The organism is Pseudomonas sp. NFACC08-1 (assembly GCF_900106735.1).
Taxonomy (GTDB): Bacteria; Pseudomonadota; Gammaproteobacteria; order Pseudomonadales; family Pseudomonadaceae; genus Aquipseudomonas; species Aquipseudomonas fluorescens_Q.
The window spans coordinates 578567-604758 of sequence record NZ_FNNL01000002.1; the positions used below are offsets into that span (position 1 = coordinate 578567).

25 protein-coding genes are annotated in these 26192 nt (G+C 58.3%); 11 read left to right on the plus strand and 14 right to left on the minus strand.

Annotated features, from left to right (window positions below):
* Nucleotides 1-722: 722 nt before the first annotated feature.
* Both BLU76_RS06165 and BLU76_RS06170 read right to left on the minus strand, forming a co-directional pair.
* Nucleotides 723-2582 (minus strand): ABC transporter ATP-binding protein, encoded by a 1860-nt coding sequence (locus tag BLU76_RS06165; RefSeq protein ID WP_063321528.1) that lies wholly within the window; start codon nt 2580-2582, stop codon nt 723-725.
* A gap of 147 nt (nt 2583-2729) precedes the next feature.
* On the minus strand, nt 2730-3614 hold the full coding sequence (locus BLU76_RS06170) for a LysR family transcriptional regulator (protein ID WP_092221979.1): 885 nt from the start codon (nt 3612-3614) through the stop codon (nt 2730-2732).
* Nucleotides 3615-3727: 113 nt separating this feature from the next.
* On the opposite strand from BLU76_RS06170, the gene argC reads away from it, so the two are divergent.
* On the plus strand, nt 3728-4657 hold the full coding sequence (gene argC / locus BLU76_RS06175) for an N-acetyl-gamma-glutamyl-phosphate reductase (RefSeq protein WP_092221981.1): 930 nt from the start codon (nt 3728-3730) through the stop codon (nt 4655-4657).
* Between the two features lie 28 nt (nt 4658-4685).
* Here argC and BLU76_RS06180 read toward each other — a convergent pair whose 3' ends face one another.
* On the minus strand, nt 4686-5477 hold the full coding sequence (locus BLU76_RS06180; protein ID WP_092221983.1) for a helix-turn-helix transcriptional regulator: 792 nt from the start codon (nt 5475-5477) through the stop codon (nt 4686-4688).
* A 138-nt stretch (nt 5478-5615) separates the two neighbouring features.
* Between BLU76_RS06180 and BLU76_RS06185 the strand changes: the two genes are divergently transcribed.
* From BLU76_RS06185 to BLU76_RS06195, 3 genes are all read left to right on the plus strand, one after another.
* A complete protein-coding gene (locus BLU76_RS06185; RefSeq protein ID WP_092221985.1) occupies nt 5616-6719 on the plus strand; it encodes a polyamine ABC transporter substrate-binding protein in 1104 nt (367 codons plus the stop codon).
* 152 nt (nt 6720-6871) lie between these two features.
* Nucleotides 6872-8200, plus strand: coding sequence for a type VI secretion system tip protein TssI/VgrG (tssI, locus tag BLU76_RS06190; protein WP_092221987.1), 1329 nt, complete (start codon nt 6872-6874; stop codon nt 8198-8200).
* A 435-nt stretch (nt 8201-8635) separates the two neighbouring features.
* Nucleotides 8636-9343, plus strand: coding sequence for a class I SAM-dependent methyltransferase (locus tag BLU76_RS06195; protein ID WP_092221989.1), 708 nt, complete (start codon nt 8636-8638; stop codon nt 9341-9343).
* A gap of 19 nt (nt 9344-9362) precedes the next feature.
* Here BLU76_RS06195 and BLU76_RS06200 read toward each other — a convergent pair whose 3' ends face one another.
* From BLU76_RS06200 to BLU76_RS06210, 3 genes are all read right to left on the minus strand, one after another.
* On the minus strand, nt 9363-11129 hold the full coding sequence (locus tag BLU76_RS06200; protein WP_092221991.1) for a S8/S53 family peptidase: 1767 nt from the start codon (nt 11127-11129) through the stop codon (nt 9363-9365).
* 97 nt (nt 11130-11226) lie between these two features.
* Complete coding sequence (locus BLU76_RS06205; RefSeq protein ID WP_092141618.1) at nt 11227-11793, minus strand: DUF6630 family protein; 567 nt, start codon at nt 11791-11793, stop codon at nt 11227-11229.
* A gap of 37 nt (nt 11794-11830) precedes the next feature.
* On the minus strand, nt 11831-12124 hold the full coding sequence (locus BLU76_RS06210) for a hypothetical protein (protein ID WP_092221993.1): 294 nt from the start codon (nt 12122-12124) through the stop codon (nt 11831-11833).
* A 217-nt stretch (nt 12125-12341) separates the two neighbouring features.
* Between BLU76_RS06210 and BLU76_RS06215 the strand changes: the two genes are divergently transcribed.
* Nucleotides 12342-12647, plus strand: a complete 306-nt coding sequence (locus BLU76_RS06215) for an NIPSNAP family protein (RefSeq protein WP_039011797.1) — start codon at nt 12342-12344, stop codon at nt 12645-12647.
* A 97-nt stretch (nt 12648-12744) separates the two neighbouring features.
* Here the strand turns inward: BLU76_RS06215 and arsH are convergent, their stop codons facing one another.
* Nucleotides 12745-13479 (minus strand): arsenical resistance protein ArsH, encoded by a 735-nt coding sequence (arsH, locus tag BLU76_RS06220; RefSeq protein WP_092221995.1) that lies wholly within the window; start codon nt 13477-13479, stop codon nt 12745-12747.
* 206 nt (nt 13480-13685) lie between these two features.
* Between arsH and BLU76_RS06225 the strand changes: the two genes are divergently transcribed.
* Complete coding sequence (locus tag BLU76_RS06225) at nt 13686-14402, plus strand: class I SAM-dependent methyltransferase (protein ID WP_092222166.1); 717 nt, start codon at nt 13686-13688, stop codon at nt 14400-14402.
* 23 nt (nt 14403-14425) lie between these two features.
* Here BLU76_RS06225 and BLU76_RS06230 read toward each other — a convergent pair whose 3' ends face one another.
* On the minus strand, nt 14426-14587 hold the full coding sequence (locus BLU76_RS06230) for a DUF2986 domain-containing protein (RefSeq protein ID WP_080766468.1): 162 nt from the start codon (nt 14585-14587) through the stop codon (nt 14426-14428).
* 279 nt (nt 14588-14866) lie between these two features.
* Between BLU76_RS06230 and BLU76_RS06235 the strand changes: the two genes are divergently transcribed.
* Nucleotides 14867-15418, plus strand: coding sequence for a cytochrome b (locus BLU76_RS06235; protein ID WP_092221997.1), 552 nt, complete (start codon nt 14867-14869; stop codon nt 15416-15418).
* A 111-nt stretch (nt 15419-15529) separates the two neighbouring features.
* Here the strand turns inward: BLU76_RS06235 and BLU76_RS30485 are convergent, their stop codons facing one another.
* Nucleotides 15530-16057 (minus strand): hypothetical protein, encoded by a 528-nt coding sequence (locus BLU76_RS30485; protein ID WP_139211584.1) that lies wholly within the window; start codon nt 16055-16057, stop codon nt 15530-15532.
* Nucleotides 16058-17205: 1148 nt separating this feature from the next.
* Here BLU76_RS30485 and BLU76_RS06240 point away from each other — a divergent pair.
* From BLU76_RS06240 to BLU76_RS06255, 4 genes are read left to right on the plus strand one after another with little or no spacing between them, the layout of a single operon-like run.
* The gene (locus BLU76_RS06240) at nt 17206-17688 is read left to right on the plus strand and encodes a formate dehydrogenase subunit gamma (protein WP_063321514.1); all 483 of its coding nucleotides are present in this window, start codon (nt 17206-17208) and stop codon (nt 17686-17688) included.
* Complete coding sequence (locus BLU76_RS06245) at nt 17682-19241, plus strand: formate dehydrogenase beta subunit (protein WP_092221999.1); 1560 nt, start codon at nt 17682-17684, stop codon at nt 19239-19241. Before BLU76_RS06240 ends, BLU76_RS06245 begins: the two co-directional genes overlap by 7 nt.
* On the plus strand, nt 19238-22114 hold the full coding sequence (gene fdhF / locus BLU76_RS06250) for a formate dehydrogenase subunit alpha (protein ID WP_092222001.1): 2877 nt from the start codon (nt 19238-19240) through the stop codon (nt 22112-22114). The genes BLU76_RS06245 and fdhF overlap by 4 nt, the downstream gene beginning before the upstream one ends.
* Nucleotides 22111-22332 carry a formate dehydrogenase subunit delta gene (locus BLU76_RS06255; RefSeq protein WP_092222003.1) on the plus strand — a complete coding sequence of 74 codons (222 nt, stop codon included), beginning with the start codon at nt 22111-22113 and terminating at the stop codon, nt 22330-22332. Before fdhF ends, BLU76_RS06255 begins: the two co-directional genes overlap by 4 nt.
* A gap of 179 nt (nt 22333-22511) precedes the next feature.
* Here the strand turns inward: BLU76_RS06255 and BLU76_RS06260 are convergent, their stop codons facing one another.
* From BLU76_RS06260 to BLU76_RS06285, 5 genes are all read right to left on the minus strand, one after another.
* Nucleotides 22512-22823 (minus strand): isochorismate lyase, encoded by a 312-nt coding sequence (locus BLU76_RS06260; RefSeq protein WP_092222007.1) that lies wholly within the window; start codon nt 22821-22823, stop codon nt 22512-22514.
* A 60-nt stretch (nt 22824-22883) separates the two neighbouring features.
* The gene (locus BLU76_RS06265) at nt 22884-23402 is read right to left on the minus strand and encodes an isochorismatase family protein (protein WP_092222009.1); all 519 of its coding nucleotides are present in this window, start codon (nt 23400-23402) and stop codon (nt 22884-22886) included.
* Between the two features lie 389 nt (nt 23403-23791).
* Nucleotides 23792-24073, minus strand: coding sequence for a fructose-bisphosphate aldolase (locus tag BLU76_RS06275; RefSeq protein WP_092222012.1), 282 nt, complete (start codon nt 24071-24073; stop codon nt 23792-23794).
* A 441-nt stretch (nt 24074-24514) separates the two neighbouring features.
* Complete coding sequence (locus BLU76_RS06280) at nt 24515-25693, minus strand: epoxide hydrolase family protein (RefSeq protein WP_256572651.1); 1179 nt, start codon at nt 25691-25693, stop codon at nt 24515-24517.
* A gap of 17 nt (nt 25694-25710) precedes the next feature.
* A complete protein-coding gene (locus BLU76_RS06285) occupies nt 25711-26172 on the minus strand; it encodes a GNAT family N-acetyltransferase (RefSeq protein ID WP_092222014.1) in 462 nt (153 codons plus the stop codon).
* Nucleotides 26173-26192 lie beyond the last annotated feature (20 nt).

Below are 26192 nucleotides of genomic sequence, written 5' to 3' on the forward strand. Positions count from 1 at the left end.
TGACTCAGTCCATCATCCGAAAACTATCGATGATTTTTAATGCGTGTAAGGCTGTAGACTCTAACAGGAATCGTGCACTTCCATGTGCGCTGGCTATCCTTGCGTTACTATTGACTACGCCGTGGCTTATTAAGCCACGCCGCCACCGCCACCGCCGCCACCACTTTTGGTAAAGGCAGCAGATGCACTGATGGCTTTCTGCTCTTGTGCACTAAGTACACGAATTGTCGTCGTCATAGTCTAATTCCTTCTAGTAAAGTTTTGTTCGAAGCAAAATCACTTCGAGCCCAAAACCTAGTCGTGGAAGAAATATTTGTCAAACGTCAGTGTGGAAAAAAGTTAAAACTTTTTTTTGGCTGAAGTGAACTGGCGCGCTGGCCGATAATTATGATATGTGCCTGAGTGGCATTATCTAGCCATCATTTTTAATTGTATTTGATTTGTAACCGGCAGGTCCGCATGATTGTTATGTCTGGGCTCTCATGTGCCTTGATTTTTAAAGAATCAGGACCATTGCAATAAGGTATTTAAGGTCGTCAGAAAAAAACGTTGAGACACGTGATACAAATCCATGTCTTCAATTCAGAATTTGGGTATTCGGCAGCGCATCCAACCTCAATGCCCACTTGACCCAGCGCTTTTTCACCTAGCGCTGGAGGGGGCACAGTCACTGCGATTGGTTGAGAAAAGGTAAGTCGGGTTTTCCCCCGGGCCATCCACGCTCATACCTGATCCATCGCCTCAGTCACCCACTGATCCTCACCCAGAAACCCGCCACTCTGATGCTGCCATAGCCGCGCATAGATGCCGTTTTTGGCGAGCAATTCAGCGTGCGTGCCCTGTTCAATGATGCGTCCATCGTCCATGACAATCAGTCGATCCATCGCCGCAATTGTGGACAGCCGATGGGCGATGGCGATGACGGTCTTGCCCTGCATCATTTCATCGAGGCTTTCCTGGATGGCCACTTCTACTTCCGAGTCCAGCGCGCTGGTCGCCTCGTCGAGGAGCAGGATCGGAGCGTTCTTGAGCATCACTCGGGCAATCGCGATGCGCTGGCGCTGGCCGCCCGACAGCTTGATGCCGCGCTCGCCCACCAAGGTGTCGTAGCCGGTGTGGCCCTGGCGATCGCTCAGTTGGCTAATGAACTCGTCGGCCTGGGCATTGGCCGCGGCACGGCGGATTTGTGCGTCGCTTGCATCGGGTCGGCCATAGGCGATGTTTTCGCCAATGGAGCGGTGCAGCAGGGACGTATCCTGGGTGACCATGCCGATGGCGCTGCGCAGGCTGTCCTGCGTCACATGCGCAATGTCTTGCCCGTCAATGCGAATCTGCCCGCTGTCGACGTCATAGAAACGCAGCAGCAAGTTGATGAGCGTGGATTTGCCCGCGCCGGAGCGACCTACCAGGCCGATTTTCTCGCCCGGACGAATGTTCAGGCTCAAGCCATCGAGCACCTGGCGTTCACCGTTGTAGTTGAAGCTCACATTGTCGAAGGTGACCGCTCCGCCGGAGGTCACCAACACCCCGGCGTCCGGCGCATCCTGCACCTTGGGGCCGCGGGTCAGGGTGGCCATGCCGTCCTGTACGGTGCCGATGCTCTCGAACAGCGAGGTCATTTGCCACATGATCCAGTGCGACATGCCGTTGATACGCAACGCCATGGCAGTGATCGCCGCCACGGCACCGGCGCCGACTTCGCCCTGGTGCCACAGCCAAAGGGCATAACCGCCTGCGGCCATGATCAAGCCCACCACCAGCGCCTGGTTGACGATCTCGAACTGGCTGACCAGGCGCATCTGGCGAAAGCCGGTCTGTTTGAAGTCCTCCATGGCCGCGCGCGCGAAATGCGCTTCACGATTGGAGTGGGAAAACAGCTTTACGGTCGTGATGTTGGTGTAGGCGTCCGAGATGCGCCCGGTCATCGAGGAGCGCGCATGGGCCTGTTCCTGTCCGACTTTCCCTAGGCGGGGGACGAAGTAGAGCATGGCCAGCCCGAACAACACGATCCAGGCAAGGAAAGGCAGCATCAGTTTCAGGGCGAAGCCGCCGGCCAGTGCGATGATCGCGATGAAATACACGCCGATTCCGGGGGCGATCTCGATCAGGGTGAACAGCACGTCACGCACGGCCAGCGCTGTCTGCATCACCTTGGTGGTGACCCGACCGGAGAACTCATCGGAAAAAAACGACAGGCTTTGCCGCAGCATCAGACGATGAAAGTCCCAACGCAGGCGCAACGGCAGATTGATCGCCAATACCTGGTGCTGCACCATGGTACGCAACGCTACCAGTCCGATGCTGGCCAGCATGACGATGCCCATGCCCCACAGCACGCGACCTTCCTGCGCCGCCGCCTCACCACCGGCTTGCCAGGTCGAGAGCAGGTCTACGACCTGACCGAGGAAAGAAAACAACCAGGCTTCGTAGATCGACACTCCGGCGCTGAGCAGCGCAAAGGCAAGGATGTAGCCGCGGGCGCCCCGTGTGCACGCCCAAAGAAACCGAGCCAGGCCTTCGGGTGGCGGCGGTACCTCGTCGGGCGGGAAGGGGTCGAGTCTTTGTTCAAACACGCGAAGCATGGAGGGTCTCCGAAACGATCGATTAGGGAGATTCTGCCACTTAAAGGCTGCTTTGAGGGTTATGTGGCGCTGTGGTCGAATTGACCGCTCTCAGGAATTGGCTCTCATCCGGCGCCGGATCGCCGTGCGCAGACGCATTCGAGGGCATCACTGCGCACTCAATTCCCACAACACATCCAGCACATGTTGCGTAGACCGCTCGATGTCCAGACTGCGGTGGGCGATACCCAGTTGACGCCACAATAAGGGCTTCAATGGCCGCATGACGATCCTGTGATCAAGCAATGGCGTGGCCGCCTCATGGGGCAACAACGTCGCACCATATCCTGCCGCCACCAGGCTTTTTATCGCGTCGTTGTAGTTCAGTTGGATACGCGGCGCAGGCTGTTGCCCATCACTGGCGAACCACTCCGCCGTCAAGCGCGAAAGACGCGTGCTGGCGTCATTCAAAATCAACGGCTGGGCGGACAACCAAGTGGGGGTCACAACCTCCGGGGGCTCCCAGCGAGCCGGCAGGAACGCCATGACCGGGTCCCGTCGCCACGGCTCGATCCGCAAGCCCTTCACCGGGGACTGCGGCAGTGCAACCAAACCAACCTCCAGGGAGCCCTCGGCCAGTTTCTGCAAGGTTTCCTGGGAAGTCAGCACCGCGACTTGTACGTCGATAGCGGGGTGGCGTTGGCTCAACGACTCCAAAGCATGGGGCAGCAACTGCGCGATGGCCCCGGTGGAAGCGCCTAGCCGCACACGCCCGGCCAACCCTTGCACCTGACGTTCGATGTCCTCAAGCGCCTGCTCTGCGTCTGCCAACAGGCGCCGCGCGCGTTCTACCAGCGTGTTCCCTATCGCTGAAGGCTGAACGCGCCCGCGCGTGCGCGACAACAGCTTGCCGCCCACGCGCGCCTCCAGGTCGGCGATATGCAGACTGACGGTGGGTGGTGCAAGGTGCAGCGCACGGGCGGCCTCGGCAAACGATCCCAGGTCGGCAATCGCCACCAACGTGCGCAGACGGTCCAGGCTGATTTCGCGCATGAAGATTTCCTTATTCAGAAAAACTGAATTTCATGGTTTGTAAATTCAACTTTTCCTATCTTAGAGCCTCGCTGAAGATTGGGCTCCTGATTTCCAATGTCCGAGAGCACTCCATGGCAAGTCCCCTTGTATTCATCGATGGCGACCAAGGCACCACCGGGCTGCAAATCCATCAACGTCTGCGCGAACGCAACGATCTGCGGCTTTTCACACTCAGCCCCGAACATCGCAAGGATCCGCAACGTCGCGCCGAAGCCATCAATCACTGCGACATCGCGGTTCTCTGCCTGCCCGACCAAGCCGCACGCGACGCCGTAGCGACCATCGAAAACCCCGTCGTTCGGGTGATCGACGCGAGTTCGGCGCACCGCACCCAGCCAGACTGGACCTATGGTTTCGCAGAGATGAATCCGCAACAGGCCCAACGCATCGCCGCTGCGCGACGGGTCAGCAATCCCGGTTGCTATCCAACGGGGGCGATCGGGTTGCTGCGCCCATTGCTGGAGGCCGGATTGCTGCCCAGGGATTACCCGCTGAACATTCATGCCATGTCGGGTTATTCCGGAAAGGGACGCATCGGCGTGCAAGAGCATGAGGGAGCAGGCGCAGCACAGGCGTCGGCGTTTCAGGTCTATGGGCTGGGGCTGGCACACAAGCATATTCCGGAGATTCAGCAGCAAAGCGGACTGACGCAGCGGCCGATGTTCGTACCGGCCTATGGCGCTTTCAGGCAGGGGATCGTGTTGACCATCCCCTTGCACACCCGATTGCTGGCGCCAGGCGTGAGCGCGGTGCAGTTGCATGGGTGTTTGATGCAGCACTACGCCGATGCGCGCCATGTACAGGTGATGTCGATGCAAGAAGCGAAAGCGTTGACGTCCCTTGATCCTCAAGCGCTTAACGGAACTGATGATTTGCGATTGTCGGTGTTTGATAACGATGAGACCGGGCAGGTTTTGCTGGCTGCGGTGTTTGACAATCTTGGGAAGGGCGCCGCTGGCGCGGCGGTGCAGAATCTGAACTTGATGCTTGCAGGCGCATGACCGAACAAATCAGCCCGGCGTCCTGGCTTCAATGGGTAGCGGGAACATTCTGTTTGGGCATGAAGAATCGAGCAAATAGCTCAGATTGCGACTTGATATTCAATTTTGCGTAAATGTTGCGGCGGTGAACTTTTATGGTCTCCGCCGAGAGGGACAGCTTTCCGGCTATTTCCTTATTGGAGAAGCCGCTGAGTAATAAACGGAGTACGTCACTCTCGCGTGCTGTTATTTGGGTGCCAAGCTGATTGACCGTTTCCGGCCACAGAGGCGGCTCGGCCAGGGTTTTCTCTACGTCAATTTCAAAACCCATGCGCTGATGCATCAATGCGGTCACCCACGGTTTTATGATATCCAGCATGGTTATTTGTTCTTGGCTAAAGCGGACTTTGCTGCCGATGGAAATGCATAGCGTTCTGTCGGCGTCGAGTTGGACATTGAACTGTGCCTCATCCATGGAGATGTACTGCGCAAAGTACTGATGGTAATACTCGGTTTCAAGGAAGTATTCCGGTGCTATATCCAGTAGGTGGAAGAAACCACTCTGTGGATTTTCCCGGTTGGCTATATAGAACGGATCCAGCAAGTAAAGACCCTTCACATAACGATGAATGAATGCGTCGACTTCTTCCGCGTCCGCTATCTCAGGAAGGCTAACAACCTGCACGTGTTGGTTGCTGAAAATCAATACAACCCAATTATCGATTTGTACATATTCATTCAAGGTGCGAACAAGTGAACTCCAGAAATCTGGACGATTCAGCTGCATGATCAGCTTTCCAATCGATCGATGCCAAGCCAGGCTGTGGAGGTCAAACGGCATTTTCTACCCCTTTAGGGTTAGGGATTCGCAGGTCAAAGGTAAGTATTCGTAGGTATTTACTATTCGGTAACACCCGGTATATTCGCTGCCAGGGTTAACGATGGCCATGAGGGCGTATCGTCTTGACAAGGATGTTGCATGAGAAAGTCACATTTGCGAACCATTTTTTCCGCCTCGCTTCTCTGTGCAGGGATAAGCACATCAGTAGCGGCCGTAGAGCCCGGGATGTATCTGTATAACTGGTTCGGGTTGCTTGCGCCGGAGACGCCAAAGGAGTTTGAACAGGAAACTGGCACGCGCGTGCATATGGATGCGTTCGACAGCGCTGAAATCATGCAGAGCAAGGTCATGGCCGGGCGCACCGGGTATGACGTGGTTGTGGCGACCTCCAATGTGTTGCCCAGCCTGATCCAGGCGGGAGTCCTTCAGCCATTGGATCGTAGTCAACTGAGTAACTTCTCACACATCGATCCTGATCTCCTGTCCCAGCTCGCGGTCAATGACCCTGGTAACCGCTACGCCGTACCTTATCTATGGGGCACTACCGGCATTGGTTATGACGTTGACAAAGTCAGGGGCGCGTTGGGTGATAATGCCCCGGTGAATAGCTGGGACCTGATCTTCAAAGAGGAAAACATTAGCAAGCTACAGTCGTGTGGTGTGGCAATGCTTGACTCTCCAAGTGAGATCATTTCGATTGCGTTGAATTACCTTGGACTCCCTAGCAACAGTAAGAACCCGGATGATTACCAGAAAGCGCAAGCCTTGCTGTTGAAAATTCGTCCTTACGTCCTCTATTTCGACTCATCCAAAATCGACGCTGACCTGGCCGATGGCAATATTTGTGCAGTTGTGGGATGGGCTAACGGTGCCCTTGCTGCGCAGGCCATCAACGAGAAGGCCAACACGGGGCGCAAGATCGCCTACAGCCTTCCTCGCGAAGGAGCGCTGTCCTGGTCAGAGAATCTGGTTTTGCTGAAAGATGCTCCCCATCCCAAGGAAGGCATGGCGTTCATTAATTATATGATGCGACCAGAAGTTATCGCCAAGACCTCAAACCACACGCTATACCCTAACGCCAATAAGGATGCCGCGGAGTTCGTCGAGCAGAAGCTGCGAGACAATCCTTGGATTTATCCAGACAAAAAAACTATCGCAACACTTATTCCACTTGAGCCACTGCCGTTGAAGTTGGAGCGGATCCGCACGCGGATCTGGACCAAAGTGAAGAGTGGTGTCTGATCTGACTTGATTTGTATGTCTGGAAAGTAAGACGCAAACGCCGATATACAGGAACGCTGGGCGGGTGGGTTAGTACCTGTTAATCCATCAGCCCAGTATTGTTCGGGGTCTTCCGGTCCATTGCGCCGCCTTATGTAAGAAGAGAACAGCGGATGTTCAGCCCAGCCAATCAAACGCACTTCAGTTTGACCATCGAAGGTTTTGAGCACGATTTTCAAGTGCTCGCATTCACTGGAAAAGAGGCGATCAGCAGGCCGTACCTCTTCAATGTGGAGTTTGTTAGCGAGCGGTCTGACCTTGATCTCAAGAGCCTCTTCGACGTAGAGGCTTTTCTGACCTTCGACTCGAAGGGCAACGGCATTCATGGACGGGTCTACCACATCGCTCACAGCAGTAACGGTGAGTGTTTGACGCGCTACAGGCTGGCCCTCGTACCGCACCTGGCCTACTTGCGCCATCGCATCAACCAGAGGATCTATCAACAGTTCTCGGTGCCGAAAATCGTCGCCTTGATACTGGAAGAGCACGGCATTCTGGGCGACGCCTATCGGTTTCATCTGGGGGCGACCTACCCCGAGCGTGACTACTGTACCCAGTACGACGAAACGGATTTGCACTTCATTCAGCGCTTGTGCGAAGAAGAGGGTATCCACTTTCACTTCCAACACAGTACTCAAGGCCACGTGCTGGTCTTTGGCGATGATCAGTCGGTTTTTCCCAGTATTGGCCAACCCACTGCTTATCGGCATGAGAGCGATAGGGTGGCCGACGAACCCCTGATCAAGCGCATCAACCTGCGTCTGGGACAGCTCACCAGTCGTATCTCGCACCGCAACTATGATTTCGAGCAACCGCTGGACATTGAAAAAGATGACAGTCCGCAGCGTTATACCGGTCATGAGCACGGCAAGCAGATACGTCTTCGGACTATGGAGCGCCGCCATGCGGCCTATCGACAAGCTGAAGGGCAAAGTGACCAGACTCGGTTAGTCAGCGGCCATGTGCTGGAAATCTCAGGCCATCCGCGCCAGGAGTGGAACACCCTATGGCTACTGACCCAAGTCATCCACGAAGGCCGGCAACCACAGGTATTGGGTGAGAACGTCGCCCGTGGCAACACTGTGAACGAAGATGACTTTCATCAGGGTTACCGCAACCGCTTTGTCGTTCTTCCGTGGAATGTTTCCTATCGTCCGCCGTTGGCTCACAAGAAACCTCAGGTGCCAAGCATGCAGACCGCTGTAGTCGTCGCTTCAGAAGGCGAGGAGATCCAGAATGATCGGTGCTTCGGACGGATCAAGGTCAAGTTTCCCTGGGACCGTGAAGATAGATTTGACGACAAGAGTCATTGCTGGCTGAAGGGCGCCGCCGACTGGCGTTGTGAGATTGGGCCGCCTCGGATGGGCATGGAAGTCGTGGTCACATTTCTTGAGAGCGATCCTGATCAGCCGGTGGTTGGCGGTTGCCTGTGTTGTCGTTGAGTGTGCTGCTTTTTATGTCTTAGGCATGGGTTGCTGATCCAGTAGACTCTGCTCAAGGTTTATGCAGACCTGTTCGAACCAAACTGCAAAAGTTGGCTAGCTTTCGTTCGTGCTTGCGTTGTGTGACCTGTATCGAGCCACGCCAGCCTTTGATATGCAGTAGTAGTCTCTATTGGTTGCTGACATTCGCCAGAAAGCACTCGTCATCGATAGGGTTTGTGCTCGCACGGCGTGTGAATACGAGTGGGGGGACATGTGATGGCCTTCGCACAGGCTGCCGGGCTTTCCAAAAAGGATGTGATCGTGAGGGCGCGCGGGAGCTATGAAAAGGTGCGGACCTTCGACACCTATGGGGCTTGACAGCCCTGGGATACTCAAAGCGTAGCCACATCCATCGCGGTACATCCCATCACGACGCAAAGGAAGGTGCTCTCCATGCGCAATGAAGAACTCAAGGCCTTATTCGACCAGCAGGCCGCCAGCTACGACAAGCAATGGGCGGGAATGGCGCCTATTCGTGACGCCCTGTACACCCTGCTCGACGCCGTATTCGCTGACTTACCGGAGAATGCCCGGATTCTCTGTGTCGGCGTGGGCACCGGTGCGGAACTGGTCCACCTGGCCAAGCAGAACCGCGGCTGGCATTTCACCGCGGTTGACCCCTCGGACGCCATGCTCGATATCTGCCGGCAGAAAGCGGTACAAGAAGGCTTCCTCTCGCGTTGCAGCTTTCACCAGGGTTACCTCGACGCGCTACCTGCCGAGCCTGAGCACGACGGCGCTACCTGCTTTCTGGTGTCTCAATTTTTGCTCGAGCCACAGACCCGCATAACTTTCTTTCACGAGATCGCGCGCCGGCTCAAGCCGGGCGCAATACTGGCAAACGCCGACCTCGCCGCCGACATCGAGTCACCTGCCTATGAGGCACTGCTGCGCAACTGGATGACGCTGATGTCCTCTGCAGGCGTACAGCCGGAGATGCTGGCCAGAGCTCGTGCCGCCTACGCCCGCGACGTGGCTATCTTGCCGACACAGCAGGTCGCCGGTCTCATCGGGACCGCTGGGTTCGAGGCTCCGGTACAGTTCTTCCAGGCGGGGCTGATGCATGGCTGGTTCTGCCCGCGCAAGCAGACATCGTCTTGAGTTGGACTGACCTAGGCTTTCAACGCACGCGGTCGCGGCTTTGTGCGGCCAGGTCCAGGGCCTTTTGCATGTCCAGCCGCGCTGAGCGGCCGACGTCTTTGTCGTTGAGTTGATAGCGACGCTCCGACGGCAGGATGGGCGCGGTGAGGTCTTCGGCGTCCATCTGTTCGAAGTCGTGGTTGTCGCCGATGGTCATGGCGCTGCGGCGTAGCAGCATGCGCAGTTGCTCGGGGTGCAGTTGCGGGTTGATGGACAGCATCGCCGCCAGCAGGCCCGCGACCATGGGCGTGGCGTAGGACGTGCCGCAATGCACTGCGCTTTGCTGGTCGGCATTGGTCGTCGAGGCGTGGGCGCATGCGGCGGCGGTGATGTCGACGCGCATGTCGATGTTCGAGGAACTGCGCTTGACTGCATAGGCCGGGTCGTCGACGGCGACGTCGGTATGCTCGCTGCGCTGGTGCCCGCCTACCACCAGCAATTGTTCGGTGATGAAGGAGGAGGGCAGGCGGTATTCGTCGCTGCCCGAGAACGAAGCGCCATTGCCGGCGGAGTTCACCACGATGACGTCGGGATGTTCCTTGCGCAGCCAGAGGAAGAATTCCTCCAGCAACTCCTCGTATCCGCCCATGGCGATGCCCGAGCGCAGCAGCGAGTCGACCTCATCGCCTTTGATGTCTTTGGCGCCGACGCGGTGGATGCCCCAGCTCCAGTTGAGCACGCGCACACCGTCCTCTACGAGGTTGACGGAGGCGGCGATATTGGCGGTGATCCCGGCATCGGAATTACGCTCGACGATGACCTCGAAGCCACCGCTGGCTTTGTCCAGGCCACGGAGAAAACCAGTGTTGCCGTTGTCGTCCCAGCGCGCGGCGAGAATGCCGGCGACGGTTGTGCCATGGTTGTCCGGCTTGTCTGCATCGCGGGCGTAGACACAGGTGCGCGGCGGTGAGCAGGCGCCGAGGTAGTCTGCGAAGTCCGTCGTGTCGAAATCCACATCACGCTCGATCAGGCCGATGCGCACCGGTTGCAGCTGGATGGGCGGCTGTCGTGCGGGAATGCGTCGTTGGTAATAATTCACCGCGTCGAGGAAGCGATTCGCGGCCCACTCATCGGAGTCCAGGGCAGGCTTCTTCGGTTCTTCAGGATGGGCTGCGGCTTGCTCGGTTTCTTCGGCCGAGGACTCTTCGATGACCACGGCGTCCACGCTGGTCTCGCTGCCCAGGCGCAACACCAGGGCGTCACGCTGCACCAGGTCCTTGGCCGGCAGGCGAAGTTGGTACAGGTTCAGCGGCGCGATGCTGCCGACCACCGTTGCCCCATACCTGCGGGCCAGGCGCTCGGCTTCCTGACGGCCGTCACGGTCTTCCTCGATCAGCACGCTGACCAGGTCGATGTAGGTGGTCAGGCCATCCATGTTCTTCGCTACTTCGTCCGCTCCGGCGGCCAGTACGTGACTGTTGCGCAACGTCAGCCAGGCGGCATTGCTGGCGCGTGGGCCGTCCTGCAGCGAGAGCGGGCCGCTCTGGTAGTCGGCGCTGTCCAGGCGCAAGCGCAGGTTGTCCCCTTCGCGTTGGATCGTGTCTGCCGGTATCACCTTTGCGCCCAGTTTCAGTTGCGGCGTTGCGTTGCCCAGTCCGCGCACGGTCAGGCACCAATCCTGGCGCTGGCTTTGCAGCAGGTCGCCGCAGCGTTTCAGGCTTTCCAGGCGCAGCGGTTCAGGCACTGCGACCGCCGCGCTGGCAGCCAAAGAGAACAACGTAGCGAGGGCAGCGGATCGTAGGGGCATGAGCCAGGTTTCTTTGCCGAGGGTCTTGTTGCTCCGACTGTTACCTTGCTCGCTTTGTTCAGCGGGATGACGTTATCCAGCGATGACGCCTCTTCGTTCAGAAGCTATCGAGGCGTACTTCAACACCTGCTTGCCGCCCGAGCTCGATCATGGCTTCAACCTGGTCGGTATAGGCGATGAATCCCACATATTCGTCGCCACCAGAGTCCAGGTGCAGGTAGCGTTTGTCGAATGCCGCCAGCCACTGGTCAAAACTGGCCAGCGTCTCCGGCATCGATAGCGTGCCCTGGCGCCGATAGGTGTAAGCCTCTTTCACCCCGCTAGCGCTCACCAGGTAAGGCGCCAGATATTCGAAACCATCAAAGCCTTTCCAGTCGACGCCGAGCAAAGCCAAGTGTTCGAGCTTCTGGCCCCGGTCTGTATCCAGCAATCCTTCCACCAGTGCCGAGACTGGCTCCTGGCCCGAGCCGTATAGGCGCAGCACGCGCCGAACCAGCCTGGTGCGCTCGTTTTCCGGCATGCGGGCCAATATGGCTTGGGCAAATGCCTTGAGCTCGGAGCGATAGGGATGCAGCTCCCGCATGATCGCCGCGTCGCTGACGGTCGTTTCCTCCGGCGGCGGCAGCGTAAAGCGGCCGCCGAACAAGCGATCAAGAATGCCCATGTCCTTTCCTTGAATTGTTCATTTTTCCAGCCAACCGTTACACGCGCCCAACATGAACGCGATACCTGATATCCCGATCAAAACTGTCTTCCGGGTTTTCATAAGCTTCCAGTGTTTCCAAGAACCCTGTGCACTCAAGACTCGCCAGATCCTCAAGGGTCCAATCAAAGGGGAAATCGCTGGAAAAGCTTTCACCCTGATATTCAACCCATCGGAAAACCGGGAAGGGCAGGTAACCGAGCCACTCTGACCGATAGGTAATCTCGTCGGATTCGCCGCTCGTCACCATGGCGTGGATCTTGTTTTTGATGGTTGCTTGGCGTTCATCCATGGTGTTTCGATCCTGGTTGATGATTGATCGCAGGCGTCAGGCACTGCGATAGCAAGCGCCGCATTTGTTTTTTGAGCGCTCGATCATGGCAGGGGAGTACTGACCCGGGTGATGAGAGGGAGCGAGCGAAGAAGTTGTTCGGCCAATGGCAATCATCGACGACATGCCTCGTATCCTGTGTAGAATCCGTTTTTTTAGTTTTCAAAGGATTGAGCCCATGATTACTTGCCATGTCAGGTATGTCATTGACCCCTACCAGATCCCAGCTTTCGAGAGCTACTCGCGCCAATGGATCGAAGTGGTGACCCGAATGGGGGGCGTCCATCATGGCTACTTTCTCCCCGCCGAAGGCGCCAACAACATCGCCTACTGCCTGTTCAGCTTTGCCAGCCTGGCCGACTACGAAAACTATCGAAGGAAAGCCGAACAGGATCCAGCGTGCGTTGAATTAGTGACCCAGGCGACGGAACAACGATTCATTCTGAGTTATGAGCGTAGTTTCCTGCGTCCTGTTCTGGATTGAGCGGGTGGATGCTTGAATCAATGCCAGATTTCAAGCCATGAGCCAACGTCCGTTAAAGTTCTACATCCCACCGAAGAACCTATCACTATCGCTGCACCTAGATTGACCTCTGGTTAACGCGTTTGGAGAGCGCTTCGGCGCTTTCCTTGCGCTCGGAGTAGCGGTCGACCAAATAGGTTTCTCTGCCGCGCACCAGCAAGGTGAACTTCATCAGTTCCTCCATGACATCGACGACCCGGTCGTAATAGGGCGATGGCTTCATGCGCCCGACTTCGTCGAACTCAAGGAAGGCTTTGGGGACGGAGGATTGATTGGGGATCGTGACCATGCGCATCCAACGCCCCAGCACACGAAGTTGGTTCACCGTGTTGAAGGATTGTGAGCCGCCGCATACCTGCATCACCGCCAATGCCTTGCCTTGGGAAGGACGAACCGCGCCCAGCGCGAGCGGGATCCAGTCGATCTGTGCCTTGAACACCGCCGACATCGAGCCGTGGCGTTCTGGCGAGCACCAGACCTGGCCTTCCGACCACATCACCAGGTCGCGCAGTTCCTGCACCTTGGGGTGATCGACGGGCGCATCGTCCGGCAATGGCAGCCCGGAGGGGTCGAAGATCGCGGTTTCGGCGCCCATGAGCTCCAGCAGGCGCGCCGCTTCGCGGGTCAGCAACTGACTGAAAGAGCGCTCGCGGGTTGATCCATACAGTAAAAGTATGCGCGGTTTATGTTCTGGTTCTGCGCCCTTTGCGAGTTTTTCCGCTGTTGGTACGTCGAAGAGTGACAGGTCAAGGTTTGGGAAGTCATGCGGGGTTTCGCTGGAGAACTCAGTCATTACACAGCTCCAATTCGGTCCAGAACATATGGAAAAAATTATATTCGTATTTCCATATGTTTATCGCAAGTCGCAATTGACTGACCGCGCAAAACGCTGCCGATGGGAACCGATATTCCCTACGGGAATGGTTTGCATAAAATTAATGAATTTTTATTATTCATAAGCGAGGCGTAGCCTGATTTCAGCACATGGAGAACTGCGCTTTGAAATCATCCTCGTTTAATTCAGCGGAAAAATTTGATACCTCACGGGCCAACGAGTACGGCCGGCAGAGCCGCATTGCGCTCGCTGGATACGACGCCTGCCAGGACCTGGCGGCGTGCATGCTGGCGGCGACCCTTGGGAACGTGGGCTCGGCGAAAATACTGGTGGTGGGCGCCGGCGGTACGGCGCAAGAGATCATTGCAATGGCCAGGCTGGAGCCGGGTTGGCGCTTCACTGCCATCGACCCCTCCGAGCCTATGCTGGAGGCCGCGAAGCAGCAATTAGCCGCAAACAACTTGCTCGGAAGAACCGCCATGCATCTTGGGCACGTTGAAGACCTGGTAGCCAACGGGTCGTACGATGCTGCTACCTTGATCGGTGTACTCCATCATCTCGACGGGGATGAAGCCAAGTCGAAAATATTGCGGTCCATCCAGGCTCATCTAAAGCCGGGGGCGCCGCTGATTGTCGCCGGGAACCAATATGCGTATGCCAGTCAACCGTTACTCCTTGCGGCCTGGGGGCAACGGTGGCGACAGCATGGCGCCAGCCCGGAAGAAGTGACGGTCAAGCTTGGCAAGATTCTTCAAGGCGCCGATCCTCCACATTCCGAGGCTGCGGTTCAAAAACTGTTGAGTGATGCAGGATTCGGCAGTGCTACCCGGTTCTTCAGCAGTCTTTTCTGGAGCGCCTGGTTAACGTGCAAAACGGCCTGAGGATGGAACTTCAGCGACGTGGATCAGCTTTCCGGCGGCGTGATGGGGGCGTCGCTGGCTTCAGCCGCCAGTTTCAGTCGGTCGGCTTTGCTGATGTATTGAGTCTTGTTTTTGGGTGCGAGCTTGGCACTGGCTTTTTTGGCGTTAGCCTTCAATAACTGGTTTATTTTCTTGCGGCGATTCATGGTGTTCTGCTCAGCATGTCAATTTCCCGGATGGTATCAGCTTTCCGTTTTTCCAGGCTTTTTCCTGACTTGGCTATGGACTTCACGCGGTGCTCGATAATGATCGAGTTATTTGGGGCCTCTAAGCGGATCGCCGAAGTTTGAAGGTAAAAAACTTCTTGAAATGTCGGTCTTCAGACTGCCTTAAGACTTTGCCTGCAAGTTGGCAGCATCGGTTCCAGCGACCGGATCGAGGCTGGCGAATGAGTCGGCAGCCGTCAGACTTTCACGAGGCGTGTCATGACCCGCGATGTTGCCGTAAACCGTTATGGAAAACTGTCGATCACCCTGCACTGGTTGATGCTGGCACTGTTCGTCGGTGTGTATGCCTGTATCGAGATCAAGGGTTTGTTGCCCCGTGGCAGCGCCGGGCGAAGCCTGTTCCTGGGGTTGCACGGGCTCTTCGGGCTGAGCATCTTTGCGCTGGTTTGGGTTCGTCTGTTCGGGCGCCTGACACCACGCCCGCCCGTCACACCCGCGCCGCCAGCCTGGCAGACGGGTGTTTCCCACCTGATGCATGCGGCCCTGTATGGCCTGATGATCGCGACACCCGTGCTGGCCTGGTTGATGCTGGCCGCCGGCGGTAAGCCCGTACCGTACTTCGGGTTCTTCTTGCCGGCTCCCGTGGCGGTGGATCCCGATTTGGCCAAACAGCTCAAGTATTGGCACGAGTTACTCGGCAGCAGTGGCTACTGGCTGATCGGCCTGCATGCGGCGGCGGGGCTGTTTCATCACTACTGGGTGCGTAACAATACCCTCGTCCGGATGCTGCCGGGGCGAAACCGCTCTTGACCACTCTCCCGTCCCTTGTCATCTCAGATTGCTCTGGAAGAAGCTCGTCAGCTTATCGAACGGAATGAGGTCGACCCGATCATAAAGATTTAGTAACTCACATGCTAGCCCTCATGAGAATCTCGATATCCACCAAGTGATATAGGTTTCAAGGTAATTGTTTGACCATGATATGTATTTCAATCCTTGGTGGTTGGTCAGGTGTTTTACGGTCAGTGTCTCGGATTTACTAGCTGGGTGCCTTTCGAATACGGTGTCTGATGCTTTCGGAAAGTAGGATGTGGCAAATAATCGTCCGTTTATAAAGCTGAATTGCGCAGGGGCGGTGCTATTGTTCATTTTGTAGTTGGGTACTTCAAATATCTTTAAAGAGAATTTTTTTCGAAGAAGGCCGCTGTTCTTTTCTGAGCTTTCTAGGAGTACAGGTTTGTAGCCTTCCGCTTCAAGGAAATCCAATGTTTGATCAACAAGGCTGCAGCTATTGAAGTTGTTTGTTAGTGGGGGGGAGTCCTCGCAAACACGTTCAATGTTCACGGGTTCTTGGTATTTGAGTCCGATGACAGCAAAAACCACAGTCACCAAAGCAATTAGTGCTGCTGTTGTTTTCGACAGTTTAAGAATGGTATTAATAGTGCGCACCTTCAGAGCTTGCCTCTGTCCTTAAAATTCCATTGTTAAGAAATGTCATACAGCTTTTGGGGCGGTTTTCAGGAGAGTTGTTGCCCTTGGCTGCGCATATGTTCGCTTGGTTGTTATTTTGTATTGCTATAAGTAAATATAAGTAAGAAGGATTAGGTCGAGTCCTAGGATGACTCTGCCAAAAGTGCAGAGATTTCCGACGCTTTCTTTATAGCTGCTCTTATAGAGGCACCACCATGGTCCGGCCACTACAATGCCTTGGCCCTTTTTGGCATGTGGATACGCCGTTATCATCAGGCTTATATAAGTCAGACCCAGTATTGAAAAAATGTATGCGAGCATTGTTTAGTACTCTATGGGGCCAGTGCTGTAGTTGGGCCCCGGAATGCCGCCCATAAGTCCGCCATAGGCGCAAAGTGTTCCGTCGGGGTTCAGTTGTCCTCCTAAGAATAGACCGGCTCGGCCCGGCGCCCCGGATAAGGTGGGAGTGGCAGAGCCGTACTCATACATTTCGTACTCAGTGTTTTCGTGCAGAAATCGACAGGCTTGTTCTGGGGATAGATGATTTTTCTGTGGTCCCTGCCAATCCCAAGCTTCCGGTTGAATATGCCAATAATATTCCTCTGCTGTTGTGTTAAAACTAGTGGCAAGCAGTGAGAGTGACAGAGAGTATGAGGCGAGTATTTTGGGTAACATTGGGCGTCCTTACGGTTTTTTAGGTTTTAAACTCCCTTGATGATCTCTTGGTGCGACGTTGTGAAAACGATACATATATAGTGTGTTTGTAACCTTGTGTTGTGATCCAACAAAGCACTCGCCACGCTGCCAGTCAGGAAAACGACCAATAGCCACCGATCGCTGCGGGTCGCCTACACTCACTTGTGTATTTGACTTCCCGCGGACGCAGGGCAACTTTTCACGCCTAGTCGCTTTCAGAACACGTTTCGTCGTCCATGTGCAATCGCCAACCCCCGGGAGTGGCAAGCTGTGAGGATGCCCCGGATCAGGTGCGCCAAAGACACCTGGCCGGAGAGCGAGAATGGCGATCGGATGTGCCACGCGACCGTGACGTGGGCCGGACGCCGCAGCCAAGACTCCGGACGGCTGCCGCTATGCGGTGGTGTCGTTCGAGATGCCGAGGTACGTTTATGCCCGATGAGACGCTTCACCTGCCTTTGATCCACAGCGTGCTTGCGCGCGAAAAGGACACCCCCGGTGCCTTGCTGCCTATTCTCCATGCCATCCAGGCAGGCTGCGGGTATGTCCCCGACAGCGCCGTCCCGGAGATCGCCCACGCCCTCAACCTCAGCCAGGCTGAAGTGCGCGGGGTCATCAGCTTCTACCACGATTTCCGCACCACGCCGCCGGCGCGCCATACCCTGCGCCTGTGCCGGGCCGAGTCCTGCAAGAGCATGGGCGCCGAGACCCTGGCTGCGCAGTTGCGCGAGCAATTGGCGCTGGACGATCACGGTACCAGCGCCGATGGAAGCATCAGCCTGCGGCCAGTCTATTGCCTGGGCGCCTGCGTCTGCTCGCCGGCCCTGGAGCTGGACGGGGAGTTGCATGCGCGGATCACGCCTGAGCGTCTGCGTCAGTTGGTTAATGATTGCAGGGAGGAGGGCGCATGCTGACGCTCTGTATCCCCCGCGATTCGGTAGCCCGTGCCGTGGGCGCGGACAAGGTGGCCGATGCGTTGGCCCTTGAGGCTGAGCGTCGACAGCTGCCGTTGACGGTGTTGCGTACCAGTTCCCGTGGCCTCTATTGGCTGGAACCGCTGGTGGAGCTTGAAAGCGCCGGCGTCCGGTTGGGCTTTGGCCCTGTCACACCGGCCGATGTGCCGGGCCTGCTGGATGCGCTGGCAGGCGATCCCGGCAGCCATCCGCTGGCCCTGGGGCCGGTGGAGGAGCTTCCCTATCTCAAGAGCCAGCAGCGCCTGCTGTTCGCGCGCGCCGGCATCACACAACCGCTGTCCCTGGACGATTACCGTGCCCAGGGCGGTTTCCTGGGCCTGGCCCGGTCCATCCAGATGGATGGCGCTGACGTGGTCGCCAGCGTGCTCGATTCCGGCCTGCGCGGTCGGGGCGGTGCGGCGTTCCCGGCGGGCATCAAGTGGCGCACGGTGCGCGATGCCGTGGGTGCACAGAAGTATGTGGTGTGTAACGCCGATGAAGGCGACTCCGGCACCTTCGCCGACCGTATGTTGATGGAGGGCGACCCCTTCCTGCTGATTGAAGGCATGATCATCGCCGGCCTCGCCGTAGGCGCGACGATGGGCTACATCTACGTGCGTTCGGAATACCCGGCCGCCATCAGTACGCTGAACGATGCGTTGCGCATTGCTCGCGACGCCGGCTATATGGGGGCGAACGTGAGCGGTAGCGGCCGCACCTTCGACATTGAGGTTCGTGTCGGGGCCGGCGCCTATATCTGTGGCGAAGAAACCGCACTGCTGGAATCCCTCGAGGGCAAGCGCGGCACGGTTCGCGCCAAGCCGCCACTGCCAGCGATTCAAGGCCTGTTCGGGCTGCCGACGCTGGTGCACAACGTGGTGACCCTGGCCTCGGTGCCGATCATCCTGGAGAAGGGCGCGCAGTTCTATCGCGACTTCGGCATGGGTCGTTCCCTGGGCACGATGCCGTTCCAACTGGCCGGCAACGTCCGTCAGGGCGGTCTGGTGGAGCGCGCCTTCGGCCTGAGCCTGCGTGAACTGGTGGAAGGCTACGGCGGCGGTACCGCCAGCGGTCGCCCCCTGAAAGCCGCGCAAGTGGGTGGGCCGTTGGGGGCCTGGGTGCCGCCTTCGCAATTCGATACGCCGCTGGACTACGAGGCGTTCGCCGCCATGGGCGCGATGCTTGGCCATGGTGGTGTGGTGGTCGCCGACGACAGCCTGGACATGGCCCAGATGGCCCGGTTCGCCTTGCAGTTCTGCGCCGAGGAATCCTGCGGCAAGTGCACGCCGTGCCGGATCGGCTCCACCCGTGGGGTGGAAGTGGTGGATCGCTTGATCGCCAGCACCGAAGCCGGTGCTCGTCAGGAACAGGCCCTGCTGTTGCAGGATCTGTGCGACACCCTGCAATACGGTTCGCTCTGTGCCCTCGGTGGGATGACGTCCTACCCTGTCGCCAGCGCCCTCAAGCATTTCCCCGCCGACTTCGGTCTGGCGACCACGGAGGCCGACCAATGATCAACATCTTCGATCCCAGCACCGACATCGACCTGGGCACCCCGGCGCGTGAAAGCGACGTGCAGGTCAGCCTGACCATCGACGGGCGTGAAATCAGCGTCGCCTCCGGCACCTCGGTCATGCGTGCCGCGGCTTTGCTCGGCACCACCATCCCCAAACTCTGCGCCACCGACAGCCTGGAGGCATTCGGTTCCTGCCGCATGTGCCTGGTGGAGATCGACGGCATGCGCGGCTATCCCGCGTCCTGCACCACGCCGGTAACCGAAGGCATGGTGGTGCGCACGCAAACCTCCAAGCTCGCCACGCTGCGGCGCAACGTCATGGAGCTGTACATTTCCGACCACCCGCTGGACTGCCTGACATGCCCGGCCAATGGCAACTGCGAATTGCAGACCGTGGCGGGGCAGGTGGGCCTGCGCGAAGTGCGCTACGGCTACGAAGGCGCCAACCACCTGGCTGAGGCCAAGGACGTTTCCAACCCGTATTTCGACTACGACCCGAGCAAGTGCATCGTCTGCAACCGCTGCGTGCGTGCCTGCGAGGAAATCCAGGGCACCTTCGCCCTGACGATTACCGGACGCGGCTTCGATTCCCGGGTGGAAGCGGCCGGCGGTGACAACTTCCTCGATTCCGAGTGCGTTTCCTGCGGCGCCTGCGTGCAGGCGTGCCCGACGGCGACCCTGATCGACAAGAGCGTCGTGGAGATCGGCCAGCCGGAGCGTAGCGTCATTACCACGTGCGCCTACTGCGGCGTGGGTTGCTCGTTCCGCGCCGAGATGAAAGGCGAACAACTGGTGCGCATGGTTCCGGACAAGAACGGCCAGGCCAACCACGGCCACTCTTGCGTCAAGGGCCGCTTCGCCTGGGGCTACGCCACGCACCCGGACCGCATCACCAAGCCGATGATCCGCAAACATATCAACGACCCGTGGCAGGAAGTCAGTTGGGATGAGGCGGTCACCTACGCCGCCAGCGAGCTGCGCCGCATCCAGCTGAAGTACGGGCGTGACTCCATCGGCGGCATCACCTCCAGCCGCTGCACCAATGAAGAAACCTACCTGGTGCAGAAACTGGTACGCACCGCCTTCGGCAACAACAACGTCGATACCTGTGCCCGTGTTTGCCATTCGCCCACCGGTTATGGTCTCAAGCAGACCTTGGGCGAGTCCGCCGGTACCCAGAATTTCGATTCGGTGATGAAAGCCGACGTCATTCTGGTGATGGGCGCCAACCCGACTGACGCGCACCCGGTGTTCGGCTCCCAGCTCAAGCGCCGCCTGCGCCAGGGCGCACGGCTGATCGTCATCGACCCGCGGCGCATCGACTTGGTGGATTCGCCTCACGCCCGTGCCGAGCTGCACTTGCAACTGCGTCCGGGCACCAACGTGGCCATGCTCAACGCGTTGGGCCATGTGATTGCCACCGAAGGCTTGATTGACCAGCCTTTTGTCGACGCGCGCTGCGAGGCGGCGGACTTCGCGCGCTGGCGCGATTTCGTCAGCCAGCCGGAAAACTCCCCCGAGGTCCTGGGCCCGGTGTGTGGCGTGCCTGCCGAGCAGATCCGCGCCGCGGCACGGCTCTACGCCACCGGCGGCAACGCCGCCATCTACTATGGTCTCGGCGTCACCGAGCACAGCCAGGGCAGCACCTCAGTCATGGGCATTGCCAACCTGGCCATGGCCACCGGCAACATCGGTCGCGAAGGCGTCGGGGTGAACCCGCTGCGTGGACAGAACAACGTCCAGGGTTCCTGCGACATGGGTTCGTTCCCCCACGAACTGCCCGGCTACCGGCACGTTTCCAACGAAACCGTACGCGCCCAGTTCGAACAGGCGTGGAACGTGACCCTGCAACCCGACCCGGGCCTGCGTATTCCGAACATGTTCGAGGCCGCGCTGGACGGCACCTTCAAGGCGCTTTATTGCCAAGGCGAGGACATCGCCCAGAGCGACCCCAATACCCAGCATGTGACGGCCGCGCTGTCCGCTTTGGAATGCGTGATTGTCCAGGACATCTTCCTCAACGAGACGGCCAAGTTCGCCCACGTGTTCCTGCCCGGCAGCTCGTTCCTTGAGAAGGACGGCACCTTCACCAACGCTGAACGTCGCATCTCCCGCGTTCGCAAGGTGATGGATCCACTGGCCGGCAAGGCCGACTGGGAGGCCACCATCGCCCTGGCCGACGCCCTGGGCTACAAGATGCACTACAACCATCCTTCGCAAATCATGGATGAAATCGCCCGCCTGACGCCGACTTTCAGCCGCGTCAGCTACGCCGAACTGGATCGTCACGGCAGCCTGCAATGGCCTTGCAACGATGCCGCGCCGGACGGCACGCCAACCATGCACATCGATCAGTTCGTGCGTGGCAAGGGCCGTTTCATGCTCACCGGCTACGTGCCCACCGAGGAAAAGGTCAACAGCCGCTATCCACTGCTGCTGACTACCGGACGCATCCTCAGCCAGTACAACGTTGGCGCCCAGACCCGACGCACCGACAACGTGGCCTGGCACGAGGAGGACCGGTTGGAGATTCACCCAACCGACGCCGAGAACCGCGGGATCGTCGACGAAGACTGGGTGGGTATCGGCAGTCGCGCCGGGCAGACGGTGCTGCGTGCGAAGGTGACCGAGCGGGTGGCACCGGGCGTGGTCTACACCACGTTCCACTTCCCTGAATCGGGCGCTAACGTGATCACCACCGACAACTCCGACTGGGCCACCAACTGCCCGGAATACAAGGTGACCGCAGTCGAGATCGTGCGGGTCAGCCAGCCTTCGGAATGGCAGAAGCGCTACCAGGCCTTCAGTGATGAACAGGGACGCTTGCTCAGGGAACGTCGCCATGCCGAGAAAGCGGAGGTGCGTCGATGAGCTCTGACAGCTTGATAAAGATGGCCAACCAGATCGCCCAGTATTTCGCCACCGAGCCGGATCATACATTGGCGGTGAATGGCGTGCGCCAGCACATCAAGAGCTTCTGGACGCCGGGCATGCGCCGGGACTTGCTGGCATGGGAGAAGAAACATCCGGACGCTGCCCTGCACCCGTTGGTGTTGGCGGCGCTGGTGGAACCGGAGGTGAATGCCTAGCACGCAGTGATCCGTGGGAGCAGGCAACCCTTGTGGCGAGGGAGCTTGCTCCCGCTCGGCGGCAGAGCCGTCGTAAAACCGGTGCCTGCGGTCTGTCTGGCGAAACGTGGTGGTCGGTTTGGGGCTGCTGCGCAGCCCAGCGGGAGCAAGCTCCCTCGCCACCAAAGTGGTTTTGGTGGTCAGGGTTTGGCTTGATGAGCCGCCCAGTGTTTCAGCTCTTCGGCAATGAAGTGGTTCACCAGGTCGCTGTACATCTTCTCGATGGCATCCGGGCTCAGGCCTTCGGCCTCGGCCCACTCGCGTCGTCTCGCCAACATGGCCTTTAAACGCTCCGGTGCCTGCACCGAAGTTGCCGATGTCTTGAATTTCGAGGCCGCGAGCACGTATTGATAGCGCTTGCCCAGCAGCGTGATGACCGCCTGGTCGAGGGCATCGATTTCGTGTCGGATGTCCTCCATGTTTGCGCATTGTGAGGGTTGCAACGGGTCCATGCCGTGAGCTCCGCTTGTTGAACAAGACCGGCCCGACGTGAGCCGATCTTCTGATGGAGTTTAGAAGCGCCAGTCTTCAGCGCGAACGACACGACAGAAGGCGCCTGCCAGGGTTGCGTTGTGATGGGCAACGATCATTTCTGCCTTCAATTCAGGCGTGTCGGAACAGGTATGACCGTCGGCGATCAATACCGCATCGAACCCCAGATCCCGAGCGGCTCGGCAGGTGCTGTCGATACAATACTGGGTTTTCATACCGGTGATGACCAGGCCTTCAGCCTCGCAAGCCTTTAGCCGCGCTGCCAGGCCCGTCTGGGTGAAGGCGTTGGGGCGGTTTTTTTCGAAGATGATTTCGTTCCCCTCCAATTGCAGTTCCTGCACCAGTTGCGTCAGCGGGCTTGCAGGGTCGATGGGCGAGCCAGGCGGGCCTACGTGGCGAGCCAGGAAAATCGGTGCGCCAGCTCTCCGGGCCTTGAGCAGCAAGCCATTCAACGTGTCCAGCAATGCTTCGCCGGCCCAGGGGGTATCCGGGCCGTGAAACAACCCAACTTGCATATCGAGAATCAACAGAGCGTGCATGGTGCATTCCTTGCGTGTGGGCCAGCGACGCAAGGGCAAAAGAAAAGGCCCTTACCATCACTGGCGGGCCTTTGGGATTCGTTTGTCAGCGACTCACGACATCTCGCACGACCCGCCTTGGGCGGTCGTGGTTGTGGTGGTCGAGGTCATCTGAGAATGATTCATGGCCTGACGATAACTGGAGGCGATCCGGATTGGCAAGCCTTGCTTGCGCAGATATATGCGGCCCCTGTTTGGATGGGTGGACACTGTGGCGAGGGAGCTTGCTCCCGCTCGGCTGCGCAGCAGTCGTAAAACCGGTGTTTGCGGTGTGCCTGGCGAAACGCGGTGACTGGTTTGGGGCTGCTTCGCAACCCAGCGGGAGCAAGCTCCCTCGCCACAGGGGTTGGCTAGTCTTCTAGTCCGCGCCGTTCGATCACGCCGAACACGTCTGCCACATCCTGCACCAGGATCCGGGCGACATTGGTGATGGTGGCGATGTCGTTCTCTGCCGAATCACGCAGGCTGGTGCAGGCGACCAGCGTCAGGTAATCGAGCGTGGCGTGCAGGCGTTCGCTGGCACAAGCGTGGAGTTCGGGGAGTGGGGCTTGGGTGTCGATCAGCAGGACGGGGTGCGCGGTGGCGGTTTGGGTGAGAGGCGTGAAGCGGGCAGATGCTTGATTCGTTGTCATAAGGTTGTACTCGTTCGATAGAAAGAATCGCCACCTTTCTGCTGCGAATCATATGGGTGGCAGTTGCGCGAGGGTTCGCAGACCGAGGAACGAATCTAAAACTCGGCAGACCCGAAAGTCTCCCGCGCGCAACCGCCATAAAATGAAAGCGGGCAAGTTTGCCTGAATTTCATTTGACGGTATCTAGATTTGTTCATTCGGGCTGCGAAACCCAATCACCGGCCAAAGCCGGCGACGAGCCAACTATAGAAGTCGATACCAGCACCCACAACCGACCTGTAGGACGCCCCAGCCCCCTGTGGCGAGGGAGCTTGCTCCCGCTCGGTGGCGCAGCCGCCGTAAAACCGGTGCCTGCGGTGTACCTGGCGAAACGCGGTGGCCGATTTGGGGCTGTTTCGCAACCCAGCGGGAGCAAGCTCCCTCGCCACGGGAGGTAAATTCCTACGAGATTTTAGGACGGCCAGTTCGGGCCGTCACACCTGACGCAATGGCCGGAAAAACGCCCTGATATCCTCCGCCAACAACTCCGGCTGCTCCAACGCAGCAAAATGACCACCCCCGAGGCATCTCGGTCCAACGCTGCACGTTGCAGCATCGCTCCACCCAGCTCCTCGGCGGCATAGGCAGTTCCTTGGGAAACAGCGCGACCCCAACCGGCGGTTTCAGCCGTTCACCGTGGTTGAACAGCAACGGCCGCTTGCCACCTTCCACATACTGGCGAAACGACGAGCCGATGCAGTTCGTCAGCCAATACAGCGTGACATTGGTCAGCAGCCATTCTCGATCGATGGCGGGGCGGGTATCGCACCAGGACAGGATCTTTTCGCCCATCCACGCCAAGAGTCCCGCCGGTGAATCATTCAGACCCACGGCCAGGCTTTGTGGCTTGGTTCTTTGGAGGTGTGCGTAGGCGCCTTCGGCATCGGCAAATGCCCCGGCATGTTGCAGGAAGGCGGTTTCTGCTGTTGTCTGCGCAGGCTCGGTTTCGCCAAGGGGAGGGCGGTAGGAACCGGGAATGTAATTGAGGTGAATGCCGGTCACCCGCTCTGGAAAACGCACGCCCAGCCACGTCGAAACGCCTGCACCAATATCCCCACCCTGGGCGCCAAATCGGTCATAGCCTAGCCCCGTCATCAACTCACCCCATAAACCGGCGACCTCGTAAGGCCCCCTGCCGGATTGCTGGAACGGCGCGGAGAAGGTGTAGCCGGGCAGCGACGGCACCACCACATCGAAGGCGTCCGCAGGATCGCCGCCATGGCGGGCCGGGTCCGTCAGCAATGGGATGATGCGCTGCATCTCAATGAACGAGCCGGGCCAGCCGTGGGTGAGGATGAGCGGCATCGGCTTCGGACCGGTGCCACGTTGATGAATAAAATGGACCCTTTGCCCGTCGATGTGGGTGACAAACTGCGGCAGGCGATTCAGCGCGGCTTCCTGGGCACGCCAATCGAACGCGGTCGACCAATGTGCGAGAAGCTCCCGTAGCACATCCATGTCCATGCCTTCGCTCCAGCCTTGCTCGGCCAAGGGCTTTGGCAGCCTTGCGTTCAGCAGGCGGTGCCGAAGGTCTTCAAGGGCGCTGTCGGGGATGTCGATGGAGAAAGGCTCGATGAGCATGCGTGTTTTCGTCCTGATTACCTGACATCTGAAAATGACATGACATGGGTCGCAAAATCATCTTCTACTGGCCGAAATCCGCAGCGCAGGTAAAAGGCTGCGCCCTCTGGCGTATCCGTTGACAAACGCACCGCACTGAAGCTTTGCGCTGCATACCCAAGAAGCCGCTGCACCAACGCTTTTCCCACACGTTGACCCCTTGCTGCACGCCAGACGTATACCCGACGCAGCCTGCCGATATCCGCCCCGGCATAGGGATCATTTGACAGGCCACCAATGGCAACAAGCTGCCCAATGCTGAAAGCTCCAAAAAGACCCTCTCCGGGTTGATCGAACCGATTGGAACCGTCTTCCCAATCAGCAATCAGGCGCGTGAGGAACCTGAAACCTTCCGTTATTGCCTGCGCTTCTAGCCGCAGGATTTCCGGGGGAAGTGCTGAGATCTGACGTATCGCGAGTTCATCCCTTGGTGTAATCATTGGAGATCCATCTGACTGAA

Bases quoted from the DNA above. Each gene is read 5' to 3' on its own strand.
- BLU76_RS06165 (WP_063321528.1), bottom strand. From the start codon at position 2,582: ATGCTTCGCGTGTTTGAACAAAGACTCGACCCCTTCCCGCCCGACGAG.
- BLU76_RS06170 (WP_092221979.1), bottom strand. From the start codon at position 3,614: ATGCGCGAAATCAGCCTGGACCGTCTGCGCACGTTGGTGGCGATTGCC.
- argC (WP_092221981.1), top strand. From the start codon at position 3,728: ATGGCAAGTCCCCTTGTATTCATCGATGGCGACCAAGGCACCACCGGG.
- BLU76_RS06180 (WP_092221983.1), bottom strand. From the start codon at position 5,477: ATGCCGTTTGACCTCCACAGCCTGGCTTGGCATCGATCGATTGGAAAG.
- BLU76_RS06185 (WP_092221985.1), top strand. From the start codon at position 5,616: ATGAGAAAGTCACATTTGCGAACCATTTTTTCCGCCTCGCTTCTCTGT.
- tssI (WP_092221987.1), top strand. From the start codon at position 6,872: ATGTTCAGCCCAGCCAATCAAACGCACTTCAGTTTGACCATCGAAGGT.
- BLU76_RS06195 (WP_092221989.1), top strand. From the start codon at position 8,636: ATGCGCAATGAAGAACTCAAGGCCTTATTCGACCAGCAGGCCGCCAGC.
- BLU76_RS06200 (WP_092221991.1), bottom strand. From the start codon at position 11,129: ATGCCCCTACGATCCGCTGCCCTCGCTACGTTGTTCTCTTTGGCTGCC.
- BLU76_RS06205 (WP_092141618.1), bottom strand. From the start codon at position 11,793: ATGGGCATTCTTGATCGCTTGTTCGGCGGCCGCTTTACGCTGCCGCCG.
- BLU76_RS06210 (WP_092221993.1), bottom strand. From the start codon at position 12,124: ATGGATGAACGCCAAGCAACCATCAAAAACAAGATCCACGCCATGGTG.
- BLU76_RS06215 (WP_039011797.1), top strand. From the start codon at position 12,342: ATGATTACTTGCCATGTCAGGTATGTCATTGACCCCTACCAGATCCCA.
- arsH (WP_092221995.1), bottom strand. From the start codon at position 13,479: ATGACTGAGTTCTCCAGCGAAACCCCGCATGACTTCCCAAACCTTGAC.
- BLU76_RS06230 (WP_080766468.1), bottom strand. From the start codon at position 14,587: ATGAATCGCCGCAAGAAAATAAACCAGTTATTGAAGGCTAACGCCAAA.
- BLU76_RS06235 (WP_092221997.1), top strand. From the start codon at position 14,867: ATGACCCGCGATGTTGCCGTAAACCGTTATGGAAAACTGTCGATCACC.
- BLU76_RS06240 (WP_063321514.1), top strand. From the start codon at position 17,206: ATGCCCGATGAGACGCTTCACCTGCCTTTGATCCACAGCGTGCTTGCG.
- BLU76_RS06245 (WP_092221999.1), top strand. From the start codon at position 17,682: ATGCTGACGCTCTGTATCCCCCGCGATTCGGTAGCCCGTGCCGTGGGC.
- fdhF (WP_092222001.1), top strand. From the start codon at position 19,238: ATGATCAACATCTTCGATCCCAGCACCGACATCGACCTGGGCACCCCG.
- BLU76_RS06255 (WP_092222003.1), top strand. From the start codon at position 22,111: ATGAGCTCTGACAGCTTGATAAAGATGGCCAACCAGATCGCCCAGTAT.
- BLU76_RS06260 (WP_092222007.1), bottom strand. From the start codon at position 22,823: ATGGACCCGTTGCAACCCTCACAATGCGCAAACATGGAGGACATCCGA.
- BLU76_RS06265 (WP_092222009.1), bottom strand. From the start codon at position 23,402: ATGCACGCTCTGTTGATTCTCGATATGCAAGTTGGGTTGTTTCACGGC.
- BLU76_RS06275 (WP_092222012.1), bottom strand. From the start codon at position 24,073: ATGACAACGAATCAAGCATCTGCCCGCTTCACGCCTCTCACCCAAACC.
- BLU76_RS06280 (WP_256572651.1), bottom strand. From the start codon at position 25,693: ATGCTCATCGAGCCTTTCTCCATCGACATCCCCGACAGCGCCCTTGAA.
- BLU76_RS06285 (WP_092222014.1), bottom strand. From the start codon at position 26,172: ATGATTACACCAAGGGATGAACTCGCGATACGTCAGATCTCAGCACTT.